Source organism: Plantactinospora sonchi, from assembly GCF_036422035.1.
GTDB classification, from domain to species: domain Bacteria; phylum Actinomycetota; class Actinomycetes; order Mycobacteriales; family Micromonosporaceae; genus Plantactinospora; species Plantactinospora sonchi.
This window is the reverse complement of record NZ_JAZGQK010000013.1, coordinates 227,563-240,369: the sequence shown is the minus strand read 5'-3', so window position 1 is coordinate 240,369 and position 12,807 is coordinate 227,563. Positions and strand designations below refer to the sequence as shown.

General features: G+C 71.8%; 12 protein-coding genes. 7 read left to right on the top strand and 5 right to left on the bottom strand.

The window, feature by feature from the left end:
* Positions 1 to 121 precede the first annotated feature (121 nt).
* The 4 genes from V1633_RS17585 to V1633_RS17570 form a co-directional block, all read right to left on the bottom strand.
* Positions 122 to 871 (bottom strand): lytic polysaccharide monooxygenase, encoded by a 750-nt coding sequence (locus tag V1633_RS17585; RefSeq protein ID WP_331215418.1) that lies wholly within the window; start codon positions 869 to 871, stop codon positions 122 to 124.
* A gap of 135 nt (positions 872 to 1,006) precedes the next feature.
* Positions 1,007 to 2,524 carry a pyridoxal phosphate-dependent decarboxylase family protein gene (locus tag V1633_RS17580; RefSeq protein WP_331215416.1) on the bottom strand — a complete coding sequence of 506 codons (1,518 nt, stop codon included), beginning with the start codon at positions 2,522 to 2,524 and terminating at the stop codon, positions 1,007 to 1,009.
* A 43-nt stretch (positions 2,525 to 2,567) separates the two neighbouring features.
* The gene (locus V1633_RS17575; RefSeq protein WP_331215415.1) at positions 2,568 to 3,248 is read right to left on the bottom strand and encodes a TMEM175 family protein; all 681 of its coding nucleotides are present in this window, start codon (positions 3,246 to 3,248) and stop codon (positions 2,568 to 2,570) included.
* Positions 3,249 to 3,269: 21 nt separating this feature from the next.
* Positions 3,270 to 4,760 (bottom strand): MFS transporter, encoded by a 1,491-nt coding sequence (locus tag V1633_RS17570; protein ID WP_331215414.1) that lies wholly within the window; start codon positions 4,758 to 4,760, stop codon positions 3,270 to 3,272.
* Positions 4,761 to 5,108: 348 nt separating this feature from the next.
* Here V1633_RS17570 and V1633_RS17565 point away from each other — a divergent pair, with 348 nt between their 5' ends.
* The 7 genes from V1633_RS17565 to V1633_RS17535 all read left to right on the top strand — a co-directional run bounded on the left by V1633_RS17565 (position 5,109) and on the right by V1633_RS17535 (position 11,834).
* Positions 5,109 to 6,488 (top strand): FAD-binding oxidoreductase, encoded by a 1,380-nt coding sequence (locus tag V1633_RS17565; protein WP_331215413.1) that lies wholly within the window; start codon positions 5,109 to 5,111, stop codon positions 6,486 to 6,488.
* A gap of 62 nt (positions 6,489 to 6,550) precedes the next feature.
* Positions 6,551 to 7,108 carry a TetR/AcrR family transcriptional regulator gene (locus V1633_RS17560; protein WP_331215412.1) on the top strand — a complete coding sequence of 186 codons (558 nt, stop codon included), beginning with the start codon at positions 6,551 to 6,553 and terminating at the stop codon, positions 7,106 to 7,108.
* Positions 7,109 to 7,123: 15 nt separating this feature from the next.
* Positions 7,124 to 7,426 carry an antibiotic biosynthesis monooxygenase gene (locus V1633_RS17555; RefSeq protein ID WP_331215411.1) on the top strand — a complete coding sequence of 101 codons (303 nt, stop codon included), beginning with the start codon at positions 7,124 to 7,126 and terminating at the stop codon, positions 7,424 to 7,426.
* Entirely contained in the window at positions 7,426 to 8,406 is a 981-nt protein-coding gene (locus tag V1633_RS17550) for an NADPH:quinone reductase (RefSeq protein ID WP_331215410.1), read from the top strand. The genes V1633_RS17555 and V1633_RS17550 overlap by 1 nt, the downstream gene beginning before the upstream one ends.
* 72 nt (positions 8,407 to 8,478) lie before the next feature.
* The gene (locus tag V1633_RS17545) at positions 8,479 to 9,579 is read left to right on the top strand and encodes a GDSL-type esterase/lipase family protein (protein WP_331215409.1); all 1,101 of its coding nucleotides are present in this window, start codon (positions 8,479 to 8,481) and stop codon (positions 9,577 to 9,579) included.
* Between the two features lie 221 nt (positions 9,580 to 9,800).
* Complete coding sequence (locus V1633_RS17540; protein ID WP_331215408.1) at positions 9,801 to 10,457, top strand: response regulator transcription factor; 657 nt, start codon at positions 9,801 to 9,803, stop codon at positions 10,455 to 10,457.
* A 12-nt stretch (positions 10,458 to 10,469) separates the two neighbouring features.
* The gene (locus tag V1633_RS17535; RefSeq protein ID WP_331215407.1) at positions 10,470 to 11,834 is read left to right on the top strand and encodes a sensor histidine kinase; all 1,365 of its coding nucleotides are present in this window, start codon (positions 10,470 to 10,472) and stop codon (positions 11,832 to 11,834) included.
* Positions 11,835 to 11,889: 55 nt separating this feature from the next.
* On the opposite strand, the gene V1633_RS17530 is transcribed toward V1633_RS17535, so the two are convergent.
* On the bottom strand, positions 11,890 to 12,804 hold the full coding sequence (locus V1633_RS17530) for a TAXI family TRAP transporter solute-binding subunit (RefSeq protein ID WP_407952046.1): 915 nt from the start codon (positions 12,802 to 12,804) through the stop codon (positions 11,890 to 11,892).
* Between the last annotated feature and the right edge of the window lie 3 nt (positions 12,805 to 12,807).

Here is a 12,807-nt window from a genome sequence, read left to right as displayed (position 1 = left end):
CGATTCCGTCAGGTCCCGGTCCCGGTCCGGGCCGGTCTGCGGGTGACGGGCCTGCCGTGGGGTGAACCGGTGCGGCGGGCCCGCGTCGTGCTCGGCGCGGACCCGTCACGGGTGTCGAGGGTCAGACCCGTTCCCAGAGGGCGGGGACGTTCGGGGGTTCCCAGCCCTGGATCGCGGTGTGTGCCTGACGGCAGCGGTAGGTGGCCCCGTTGAAGGTCACCGTGTTGCCGGCCTGGTACGCCGTGCCGGCCCGCCAGGTGCCGCCGGCCGGCGGTGGGGTGGGGTTGGTGGTCGGCGGAGGCGTGGGCGGCGTGGTGGTACGGGTCGGGGTGGGGTTCGGGTTCGGGTTGCCGCCACCGCCGCCGACCTGCACGTCGACGCAGTTGTAGAAGGCGTTGGCGGTGTCGGCGATGTTCCAGATGGCCAGCACCTTCTGCCGACCGGTCCGGCCCCCGAGGTTGACGGTGTGCGAGACCGTGGCCCCCGGCTGCCGTCCGCCGTCGTCGAAGACCGCGATGCGGGAGCCACCGATGTAGTACTCCCAGGTGCTGGTGGAGTGCCGGGCGGTGATGACCCAGTTGAAGGTCACCGTGTTGCCGACCGAGGTGGCGGGCCAGCCGCGGCCGTCGTCGTTGAGGACCGCGAAGTGCGCGATGTTGGCGTGGCAGTTGCGCAGGCCCTTCGGACCCTCGACGCTCTGCGGCTCCCACTGGATCTGGCCGCAGTCCGGCACCGCCCGCTGGGCGCAGAGCGCCTGCCGGCTGGGCGGAGACGAGATGTAGCCGTGTGCCTGGGCGGCCGGCGCGGCCACGAGCACGCTGGCGAGGACGGCCGCGACCGTCCCCAGGGTCAGAACCACGGATCTTCGCATCACGGGCTCCTCAGGTAATCGGGAAGGTCTCCTCAACATAAAAGAAGGATTCTTAACAGTAAATACATCGCGGCAACATTTGTCGATGGATCGATACCGGACCCCGGCCCCGGGCGCTTCCGGCCGGCGGGCGGATCAGTACGTGGGTCGCTGCAACAGGCCGAGGAACTCGGCCAGCAACCGCTCCCGCAGTGCCAGCGGTACGGCGTCGAGCAGCGTGTTCACCAGCGCCATCCGCACCGGCAACGGCCCGCTGGCACCACCGTCCCCGGCCGGACCGCCGGCATCCCCGGACGACTCCCCCGGGGCGGCACCCAGACCCAGCCCGGCGGCCAGACCAGCGACCAGTTCCGGGGTCAGCAGCTCCGGGGTCAGCGCGCCGGCCAGGGCCAGCACCTCGGCGGGCAGTCGTACCGGCCCCGCCTGGCGGGCCGCTTCGGCCGAGGCGCGCAGATCCGGACCGAACTCCGGCACCCGGGGCGCCACCGCGGCGGTCACCGACAGGTGGATGCTGGCCGGCAGGCCGGCGTAGGACAACTGGGGCTGGCAGTGCCAGCCGCGCCCGGCCAGCTCGTCGGCGAGCACGAACAGGTCCGGGCCGGAGTCGGTACGGGTGAAGCAGACCACCGTCGACTCCGGTTCGGCGAGCAGCCGCAGACCGTCCACCCCGGACACCGCGGCGGCGATTCCGCGTACCCCGGCCAGGGTCTGCTCGGCCAGCCGGAGGTAACCGTCGTCGCCGACGTGCCGCAGCGTGGCGTACGCGGCGGCGATCGGCCCGCCGGAACGGGTGGAGGAGATCACCGGATTCACCATTGTGTAACCCGGCCATCCGGCGAACGCGAAGTACTGCGACCGACGTGCCGCGGCGTCCCGGTGCAGCAGCACCGACACCCCCTTCAGGGTGTACGCGTACTTGTGCAGGTCGACCGAGATCGAGGTGACGCCGGGCAGCGTGAAGTCGAACGGCGGCACCGGTACGCCGAGCCGACGCAGGTACGGCAGGACCCAGCCGCCGAAACAGGCGTCCACGTGGCAGCGCACCCCCGCCATCGCCGCGATTTCGGCGATCTCCGCCACCGGATCCACCACCCCGTGCGCGTAGGACGGCGCGGAGCAGGCGACCAGGACCGTCTCCGGCCCGATGGCGGCCCGGACGTCGTCGACCGACGGCCGCAACGTCTCCGCCGACACCGGCACCTGGTCGAGGGCGACCCCGAGATAGTGCGCCGCCTTGGCGAACGCGGCGTGCCCGGTGGCCGGCACGACCAGCCGGGGCCGGGTCACCTCGGGCCGGGCGTCCCGGGCCGCCTTGACCGCCAGGATGAGCGACTCGGTACCCCCGCCGGTGACACTGCCGACCACATCCGGCGCTGCCGTGCCGGGACCACCGCCGAGCAGCCGGGACGCCGCCCCGACCAGGGCGTTCTCCATTGTCAGCAGGGACGGGAACGCGGTCGGGTCGAGCCCGTTGACGTGCGCCGACAACGCGTACGCCGCCGTCGCCAGCTCGTCCAGACCGGGCAGCGCCGGGTCGTAGACGTAGGCGAAGAGCCGGCCGCCGTGCGTCGGCAGATCCGCCGTCCGCAGGTCACGCAGCTCGGCCATAATCTGATCCGCGGGTACACCCTCAGCCGGCAGCGCCTCGACCATGGCGGCCACCGTAACAGCCGTCGCCCGGAAATCCGGGGCATGGTCAACGTCGCGGGTGACCGGAACGTCCTCTGCGCAGGCCCTCACTGGTGAAGGCGTGGTAGATGACCATCGCGATGATCAGGACCAGGCCGAGGGTCGGGTTCACGAACCAGCCGAGTATCCCGCTCAGGCTGTACAGGATCAGGCCGGTGAGCGGCCGGAGCACCTGGCTGCGGACGTACTCCACGGTCACCCCGCTGGCGAGCAGTTCAGGATGGTGCCGCAGGTACTCGAAGAGGAGCATCCAGGGCAGCGACATCAGGCCGGCGCTGAGGGCGTAGAGGACAACCGCCACCCGGTGGTCGAAGTCGTTGCTCTCCCGCGTCATCGCCGAGGCCAGCACCATCGTCGAGAACGGGAGGACCACGGCGCCGAAGAGCACCGCGAGGTTGATCCAGTTGAGTGCCCGGGTCACGCCGCTGACCAGCCGCAGCAGGGAGTGGTGGTTGAGCCAGATCACCCCGATGTAACCGAAGGACAGGGTGAAGGCCAGGTACGCCGGCCACTCGTGCAGCAGGCCCCGCAGCAGGCCGCCCGGCTCGTGCGGCGGCAGCCGCAGGTCCAGCACGAGCAGCGTGATGACGATCGCGAACACGCCGTCGCTGAACGCCTTCAACCGGTCGGTCTCGGACACCCGCCCGAGCGTGCCGGGCCGGCCCGGGTCACCCTCCGCCTCCGTCACCAGCAAACCGTAATCAGATAATCACCCGTTGTCAGGGTGCCGCTCCGGTACGGCGGTCAACTCCGGCCCGTTCTCCCGGTGGCCGGCCGGGGCGTTCTCCCGGTGGCCGGCCGGGGCGCCGACGGCGGCCAGCCGCTCCGGGGTGAGGTCGTAGCCGCGTACCGCCAGCAGCGCCAGCCCGATCAGCAGCGCCGGCAGCACCGTGAAGCCGAGCAGCACCCCGACCCGGGCACTGTCCGGCTGCACCGCCGCGGTACCCGTCGACGAGGAGACGTACCCGGACAGTTGCAGGACCAGGCCGTAGATGCCCGGCCCGAGCGCCAGCCCGAACGTCTCACCCGCCGTCCAGAGTCCGGTGAAGACACCGGCCTGCCGGCGACCGGTCCGCGCGGTGTCGTACGCGATGCAGTCCGGCAGCATCGCCAGCGCGAACACCTGCTGCCCGGCGTAGCCGGCGCCGATCACCGCCACCACCAGGTAGACCACCCAGGCCGGCAGCACCGGCGCGGCGACCAGCAGCAGCGCGCCCAGCGCCAGCAGCAGCGACGCCACGCCGAACGCCCGGACCTTGCCCAGCCGGGCGCCGGCCCGGCTCCACAGTGGCATCACCAGCAGCGCCGGCCCGACAAAACAGGCGAAGAGCAACGTCGGCCCGGTCTCCGGATCCCGCAGGATCTGCTCGGCGAAGTAGTTCACCCCGGCCAGCACGGTCGCGATGCCCGCCGACTGGACGACAAAGCAGACCAGCAGCAGCCGGAACGGCCGGTTCCCGGCCGCGACCGCGAGCTGGGCCCGCAGGGTCGGCTCGCTCGCCACCACGGCGTCCGTCGGCGCGGAGCGGGTGCCCAGGAACGCCCCCACCGCGCCGGCCACGATCAGCACCGCCACGAAGAGTCCCAGCCAGCGGTGCCCGGGAACGCCGTCACCGCCGGCGCCGACCACCAGTGGCGCCGCCGCGCCGGAGACCAGGATCGCCACCGCGAGTACGGCGACCCGCCAGGTCATCAGCCGGGTCCGCTCCTGGTAGTCCGGGGTCAGTTCGGCCGGCATCGCCACGTACGGCACCTGGAAGAAGGCGTACGCGGTCGCGGTGAGCAGGAACGCCACCGCGACGTACCCGGCGGCGGCCGGTCCGGGGACGCCGCCGCCGGCAGCGTCGCCCGGGAACGGGGCGGCGAAGATGGCGGCGAAGAGCACCGCCAGGGCGAGCCCGCCGAACAGCAGGTACGGCCGCCGGGCGCCCCACCGGGAACGGGTCCGGTCGGAGATCCGGCCGGCGACCGGGTTGACCAGCACGTCCCACGCCTTCGGCAGCAGTACCAGCAGGGCCGCCACCCCGGCGGCCACGCCCAGGGTGTCGGTCAGGTACGGCAGCAGCACCAGGCCGGGCACCGTGCCGAAGGCACCGGTGGCGAGCGAGCCGAGGGCGTAGCCGGCGTGCACCCGCCGAGGCAGACCGGCCCGGGACACCGGGCGAACCGTCGGACCGCTGCCGGCCTGCGGGGCATCCATGCGCCGGAATGTTATCTGCCACGATCTTGGGTACGGGCTCCCGCGTTCGTGCGGACCTGCCGACCGATCGGCGTACCGCCGCCCCGGGTCGGGGCCCGGTCCGGGTCAGCCATAAGCCAGGCAAAACAGGGTGTTCTGCCTAACACTTGAGGTCGACGGTTGCCCGGCCGATCCGGTACGGCGATACCGTATTTCCATGCCGGTGGCTCGTACGGGCCTCCCGCGTGGTCGACGACAACCCCGCGGACCGGTACCCGCGACACCGACAGGTACGGCACGCCGCCCGTCAGCCGCTGACGACAGGCTGGCTCGCGTCCGGCGCCGCAGCCTGGTCAAGGAAGGCCCGACATGTCCCACCCTGCCCACATCCCGTCCGCGCTGGCCGCTGTTCGAGGGCCCGTCCTCTTCCCCGGTGACGACGGTTTCGCCGACGAGGCGGCGGTGTTCAACACGACCGTCGCCCACCACCCGTACGTGATCGTCGCGGCCACCGACGCGGCGGACGTGCGATCGGCCGTCCGCTTCGCACGGGAGGAGAAACGCTCGGTCGCGGTCCTCAACACCGGACACGGGCCCTCCCTGTCCGTTCCGTCCGAGGCGGTCATGATCACCACCCGTCGGATGACCGGCCTGAAGATCGACAGGGAGCAGCGGACCGCCCGGGTCGAAGCGGGCGTCACCTGGGGACAGGTGGTCGAGGAGGCCGCCAAGGTCGGGCTCGCCCCGCTCGCCGGGTCCTCACCGCAGGTCGGCGTCGTCGGCTACACGCTCGGCGGCGGCGTGAGCATCACCCTGGGCCGGGCCTTCGGCTACGCGGCCGACCACGTCCGGGCGATCGACATCGTCACCCCGGACAGCGAAATCCGTACCGTCACGGCGGACTCCGCCCCGGATCTGTTCTTCGCCCTGCTCGGCGGGAAGGGCAACTTCGGTGTCGTCACCGCGATCGAGTTCAGCCTCTTCCCGGTCACCGAACTGTACGCGGGATCCCTCCAGTTCTCCGGCGAGAACGCGCGCGAGGTACTGGAGGCCTACCGGACGCTGACCGCCCACGCGCCCGACAACCTGACCTCCTCGGTCGTCTTCCTGCGCGCACCCGACCTGCCCTTCGTCCCGGAATCCATGCGGGGGAAGCTCAGCATCTTCGTACGGTTCTCCCACCTCGGCCCGGCAGCCGAGGGCGAGACACTGATCGCCCCGATGCGGGCGGTCGCCCCGGTGCTCGCCGACACCGTGACCACCATGCCCGTCTCACGGATCGCCACCATCGCCAACGACCCGACCGATCCCGGCACCGCCGTCGAGCATTTCGTCACCCTGGACGAGCTGTCGCCGTCGGCGGTGGAGGCGGTCATCGAACTCGCGGGCCCGGATTCCGACGGGCGCATCACGCTCGTCAACCTGACCCAGCTCGGCGGCGCGTTCGGCAGACCTCCGGAGCACCCGAACGCGGTACGGCGCGATGTCGCCTTCGCCGCGTTCGCGCTGACCGCCGTCCCGCCCGGCGCACCGGCCCTGGACCGGGACCCGGGCCTGGAACTGGCCGGCCGGCTCACCCGGCTCGACGGCCGGAAGCACCCCAGCTACCTGTCACCGGCCGACACCTCCGTCGAGAGCGTGCGGCTGGCGTACGACGAGCCGACCTACGAACGGCTCCGGGCCGCGAAGACCAGGTGGGACCCGCAGAACATGTTCCGCTGGAACCACAACATCCCCCCGCAGGCATGACGGGGATGGCGGTTCGGAGAAGACGTGCGGGCGGGGCGAAGCGGGCCGCCGTCCTGGAAGCCGTGGCGGCTGTACTCGCCGCCCGGGGCTACGAGCACACCCGGTTCACCGACGTCTCGGCGGCCAGCGGCGTCGCGATCAGCACCCTGCAGAACTACTTCGGCTCCCGGGAGGACATGGTCATCGAGGCCATGGAGGTCTTCACCGACCGGGAGGTGGACGCCCTGGACGAGGTCGCCACCGCCGAGGCCGACCCGTGGCGGCGACTGGTCGCGCTGACGGACCGGAGTCTGCACAACGCGGAGAGCACCCGGCAGATCCTCGTCGAGTTCTGGCGGTCCGCGATGCGCGACGACGACCTCCGCGACTACAGCGCCGAAGTGCAGACGCGGTACCGGGCGCCGTTCCTGGCCGCCGTACGGGAAGGCGCCGAGCGCGGCGAGTTCACGCTGGCCCACGACGCCGAGGCCGTCACGGACTTCCTGCTCTCCGCCCTGGCCGGGCTGATCATCTTCCGCGTACAGCGTCCTCCCACGCCGTTCGCCGCCGAGTTCCGCGACGTCCTGCTGACCCAGCTCAGGCTGATGCTGGGCGTCAAGGACCAGATACCCAGTACCTGAACGGATCGAGGAACGATGACCACCACCGTCGAGATGACCCGGTTCCGGGCGCCCGCCGAGCGCGCCGACGCCCTGCTGGCCGCACGGCCGGCGATGCTGCGCGACTTCCAGACCGACCGCACCGGCTTCCTCGGCGCGCAGCTCATCCGGCTGACCGCCGACGTCTGGCTCGACATCGTCTTCTGGCGCTCGCCCGAGGACTTCGCCGAGTCCAGGCGCCGGGGCGGCGACCGGCCCGGCATCCAGGCGTTCTTCTCGCTGATCGACGAGGTGGTCAGCGTCGAGGAGGGCACCATGACCGAACCGGCGGACGCCTGATGCGCGCGGCCTGGTACGACCGGCAGGGCCCGGCGCGCGAGGTGCTCCAGGTCGGCGAGCTGCCCGATCGGTGGCCGGGCGAGGGCGAGGTCCGGGTCCGGGTGGCGGTCTCCGGGATCCACGTCGGCGACCTGGGCAAACGGCAGGGCTGGTGGGGGTCGACGATGTCGTTCCCCCGGGTAGTCCCACACGGGGACGGCGCCGGCGTCATCGACGCCGTCGGATTCGGCGTCGACCCGTCCCGGATCGGCGAACGGGTCTGGGTCTACCTCGCCCAGTCGTACCGCCCGTTCGGCACCGCCGCCGAACACACGGTGGTGCCGGCCCGGCACGCCGTGCCGCTGCCCGCCGACGTGCCGTACGAGCAGGCCGCCGGACTCGGCATCCCCGGCATCACCGCCCACCGGGCGATCCTCGCCGACGGGCCGGTGACCGGCCAACGGGTACTCGTCACCGGAGCCCTCGGCGCGGTCGGCCGGGCCGCGCTGGCGGTGGCCCGCCGGGGCGGCGCCATCGTGGTCGCCACCGTACGCACCCCGGACCAGGTCGAACACGCGCTCGCCGCGGGTGCGCACCACGCGGTCGACACCGCCGACGGCGACGTGGCCGCCCGGATCCTCGAATACACCGGTGGCGAACCAGTCGACCGGGTGGCCGAGTTGGCCTTCGACGCCAACCTGGCGACCAATCTGGAAATCCTCCGCGTCGGCGGCGTGATCGCCACCTACGCCACGGGCGCGGCCGAGCCACGCATCCCGTACTGGCCGCTCGGCTTCAAGAACATCACGGTCCGGTTCCTCAGCAACGACGACTTCCCGGAGTCGGCGAACGAGGCCGCCGCGACCGAACTGACCGCCGCCCTGGTCGCCGGTGACCTGCGCTACCCGATCTCCGCCCGGCTGCCGTTGGCGGAGATCGCACAGGCCCATGAACTGGTCGAGCACGGCCAGACCCGGGGCCGGGTGGTGCTGGACGTCTGAGGAACCCGGCCACGCCCTCCCCGCCACCGACCCGAGACCCTGCCACCCACGCCGAGACCCGATGGAACGACCATGATCTGGACAGCCGGTTTCCGTACCGGGGTCATCAGTCCCTACGAACAGCTCCAGTTCGGTGAGCCTCGAGGTTTCGCCGACCAGACCGTACGTCAGGTGCTGCACATGGCCGGCGGCGGAGAAGCCATCCGGGTACGTCTGACGAACCGCTACGGCCGCGCCCCGTTGACCATCGGCGCCGCGACGGTCGCCGTCGGGCACCGGCAGGCCGCCCTCACCTTCGACGGCGCCGAGCGGTACGTCATCGCACCGGGCGGAGAGGCCGTCACCGATCCGGTCGATCTCGCCGTCGCCGCCGGCACGGACCTGGTCGTCAGCCTCTACTTCCCGGAGAGGACCGGGCTGGCCACCTATTCCCACCTGCCGGCGGAGATCGCCCAGATAGTCGCCGGGAACCACGTCGCGTCGCCCGCCCCCGCCTGGTCGGAACGGGTGGCGGCCAGGTTCCACATCGCGGGCGTCGACGTGCCCGCCCCGCCGGACACCGCGATCGCCGTGGCCTTCGGCGACTCCTGGTTCGAGGGAGTCGGCACCACCACCAGCGCGAACCGCCGCTCGGTCGACTTCCTCAACCGGCGCCTCGACCGAGGATGGGTGGTCAACCAGGGCATCGCCGGGAACCGCCTCACCCGCGACGGAGTCGGCGAACACGCGCTGGCGCGCTTCGACCACGATGTCCTGTCGATACCCGCGCTGACCCACGTCCTGGTGCATTTCGGCATCAACGACCTCGGTCTTCCCGGCATGCTGGGCGAACCCCCGGTCACCGCCGACGCCCTCGTCGAAGGTTTCACCACCCTGGCCGACCGCGCCCACGCGGCCGGACTGAAGATCCTCGCCGCCACCATCGGCCCCTTCGCCGGTGCCGCGCCCGGGATCAGCACACCGGAGGGTCTTGCCATCCGACGCGAGGTGAACGACTGGATCCGTACGACCGGCACCTTCGACGCCGTTGTCGACGTGGCCCGAGCCGTCGCGAACCCGCACGCCCCCGACCACATCCACCCCGCGCTGGACAGCGGCGACGGCGTGCACCTGAACGACAGGGGCGCCGAGGCCATGGCCGACGCCGTCAACCTGGACGACCTCGCGCTGTAGGGGTGCCCGGACGTCGGCGACACGTCCAGGCCCTTCGATGGGCGCAGACCTCCCGAGCCTGACGGCCAGACCGGGGCGGAACCAGGGAGGAAATAGGCTACCGACCGCCCACTGAGCCAAACTTGAGCATCTGGGTCCTTACACCCCCGTGTCGGATGCGCGATGATCGCAGTGCCGCGCACCCCCGCGGCACAAGGGCACGCGGACGAGGAGCGAGCCGGATGCGCATCCTGTTGGTCGAGGACGACGCCCGGGTGGCCGGTGCGATGGCCTCCGCGCTGTCCCGGCGCGGGTACGACGTGGAGCGTGCCGGCACCGCCGCCGCCGCCCTCGCCGCCGCCCCCTGCGACCTGGTGCTGCTCGACCTGACCCTGCCCGACGGCGACGGGGTGGAAGTCTGCCGCGCGTTGCGTCAACGCAGCGCCCAGCTCGGCATCATCGCGGTCACCGCCCGGGGTGAGGAACGGGACCGGGTCCTGGGGCTGCGGATGGGCGCCGACGACTACGTGGTGAAGCCGTTCTCCATGGCCGAGTTGGAGGCCCGGATCGTCGCCGTGCTCCGCCGGTCCAGTTCCAATACGCCCCGGGCCGAGATCGTCGAGGTCGGTCCGGTCTGGATCGACGTGGCCGCCCGGCTGGTCACGGTACGCGGCCAGTCCGTCGCGCTGACCCGCAAGGAGTTCGACATCCTGGTGTCCCTGGCCCGGCAACCGGGTGCGGTGGTGCCGCACGAACGCATCCTGCTCGACGTCTGGCCGACCACCGGCGCGGCCCGGCACACGGTGGAGGTGCACGTCGGATCGCTGCGGTCCAAGCTCGGCGACCCCGACCTGGTCCTGACCGTACGGGGCGTCGGATACCGGCTCCGCGCCGAGTAGACCGGAACTGACGTGCGCCGCCGCCTGGTCTTCAGCTACTCCCTGCTGATGATCCTGGTCCTGCTCGCCCTGGAGACGCCGCTGGCGATCACCCTGGCCAACCGGGAGACCGAACGGATCCGCGCGGACCGGCTGGCCGACGCCAACCGGTTCGCCTCCCTCTCCGGCCCCGCGCTGCGCAGCGGCGCGGTCAGCGCCGTCGACGACGAGTTCCGGCGCTACCACGAGCTGTACGGGATCACCACCGCCCTGATCGACCGGGAACGTCGACCGGTCGCGGCGACCCGGGACTTCGCCGGCTCGAAGATGACCGACGCCGCGATCTTCGGTGCCCTGGCCGGACGGCAGATGACCGTCCCGGAGGTGATCTGGCCCTGGCAGGCGGCGCCCCTGGTGGTGGCCGTACCGGTCAGCGACGGCGGGGAGGTGATCGGCACCGTCATCACGGTCTCCACCACCGACCGGGTACGCCGCAGCATCACCGTCTGGTGGACCGCGCTCGCCGCGATCGGGCTGTTGGCGGTCTCCGCCGGGGTGATGACCGCGTTCCGGCTGGCCGGCTGGGTACTGCGGCCGGTGACCGTGCTGGACGTGGTAACCCACGACATCGCGGCCGGCGACGGCACCGCCCGGGTGCCGACCCAGCAGGGGCCACCCGAGCTGCGCCGACTCGCCACCAGCTTCAACGAGATGGCGGACGCGGTCGCCGACGCGCTCGAACGGCAACGGGCGTTCGTCGCGCACGCGAGTCACCAGCTGCGCAACCCGCTGACCGCACTGCGACTGCGGGTCGAGGAACTCGGCCCGAGCCTGACCGACGAGTACGGCCGCGCCGAACACAAACTGGCACTGGAGGAGACCGACCGGCTGGCCCAGGTGCTCGACGGGCTGCTCACCCTGGCCCGGACCGAACGGGCCCAGCACACCATGGTGGTGGTCGACGCGGCGACGGTCGCCGCCTCGCGGGTCGCCGCATGGCAGCCGCTCGCCAACCACCGGGGCATCACGCTGCACCTCCAGCCGACCGACGGCCCGCATCCGGCCCGGGCCGTGCGTACCGCGATCGACCAGGTGCTCGACGCGCTGATCGACAACGCCGTCAAGTTCGGCCACCCCGGCGGTCGGGTCGAGGTCTCGGTGGACCGTCGCGACGACGGCGTGGTCATCGAGGTCACCGACGACGGCCCGGGGATGACCGAGGCACAACTCGAATCGTCGACCGAGCGGTTCTGGCGGGCGCCGGACACCCAGAACATCGACGGCTCCGGGCTGGGCCTGACCATCGTGGCGGTACTGGTCGACGCCTCCGGCGGCCGGCTCAGCATGCGCCCCGCCGAGCCGACCGGCCTCACCGCCGAAGTCTGGTTCCGGACGTAAGGAAGGGCTCCTTGTTAACGTTTTCGGTTGTAGAAGGGGCCCTTCCCGACAGGTTTCAGGGCTTGTGGGACTGGTAGTACCGGACCGCGCCCGGATGCAGCACGAGCGGAATGGTGGTGATCGCCGACTGGGGGTTCAGCCGGGCGGCCGCCGGATGGGCGGCACTGAGTTCGTCCCGCCGCTGCATCAGCAGCCGGGTGATGTCGTAGACGAGCTGCTCCGGCAACTCCGAGGCGACCACCAGATAGTTCGGCACCGCCACCGTGGTCACCGGTTCCGTGCCGTACGCCGAGGTGGGGATGTCGCGTCCGACGTACACCTCGCGGTAGGACTTCCGCAGTGGCTCGACCCACGCGCCGAGGTCCACGAACCGGGCCGGGGTCTCGGCGGCGAAGTCGGCGACGGCCTTCACGGGCAGCCCGCCGGAGAAGAAGAACGCGTCGATCTGACCGGCCCGCAGCGCGGCCACCGCGTCGTCGATACCGAGCGCGAGGGTCTCCGCCAGCCCGTCCCGTACGTCGGCGACGTCGAGCAGCCGGTTGGCGGTGACCGCCGTACCGGAACCCGGCGCGCCGACCGCCACCCGTCGTCCCCGCAGATCCTCCAACCGACGGACCGGTCCCTGCGCCCGGGTGACCAGGTGCAGCAGGTCGTCGTAGACCCGGGCGACGGCACTCAGCCCGGACCCGGACGGCGACTCCGGCGGCAGGATGTCGGCCTGGGTGAACCCGAGTTCGGCCCGCCCGCCGGAGACGAGTTCGACGTTCTCCGCCGAGGCGGCGGTGACCAGCACGGTGGCGGTCACGTCGGGAAGTTCCCGGTTGAGGATGGTGGCCAGGGACTGACCCACCGCGTAGTACACGGCGGTCGCACTGCCGGTGGCGATGCGGAGTCTGCGCGTCTCGGACTTCGGCGACGTGCAGCCGGTGGTCGGCATCGCCGTGGTGACCAGCAGCAACACGGTGGCCAGAGT

What these genes read in the sequence shown, in the direction of transcription:
- V1633_RS17585 (WP_331215418.1), bottom strand. Translation starts at nt 871, where the DNA reads ATGCGAAGATCCGTGGTTCTGACCCTGGGGACGGTCGCGGCCGTCCTC.
- V1633_RS17565 (WP_331215413.1), top strand. Translation starts at nt 5,109, where the DNA reads ATGTCCCACCCTGCCCACATCCCGTCCGCGCTGGCCGCTGTTCGAGGG.
- V1633_RS17540 (WP_331215408.1), top strand. Translation starts at nt 9,801, where the DNA reads ATGCGCATCCTGTTGGTCGAGGACGACGCCCGGGTGGCCGGTGCGATG.
- V1633_RS17570 (WP_331215414.1), bottom strand. Translation starts at nt 4,760, where the DNA reads ATGGATGCCCCGCAGGCCGGCAGCGGTCCGACGGTTCGCCCGGTGTCC.
- V1633_RS17555 (WP_331215411.1), top strand. Translation starts at nt 7,124, where the DNA reads ATGACCACCACCGTCGAGATGACCCGGTTCCGGGCGCCCGCCGAGCGC.
- V1633_RS17545 (WP_331215409.1), top strand. Translation starts at nt 8,479, where the DNA reads ATGATCTGGACAGCCGGTTTCCGTACCGGGGTCATCAGTCCCTACGAA.
- V1633_RS17580 (WP_331215416.1), bottom strand. Translation starts at nt 2,524, where the DNA reads ATGGTCGAGGCGCTGCCGGCTGAGGGTGTACCCGCGGATCAGATTATG.
- V1633_RS17550 (WP_331215410.1), top strand. Translation starts at nt 7,426, where the DNA reads ATGCGCGCGGCCTGGTACGACCGGCAGGGCCCGGCGCGCGAGGTGCTC.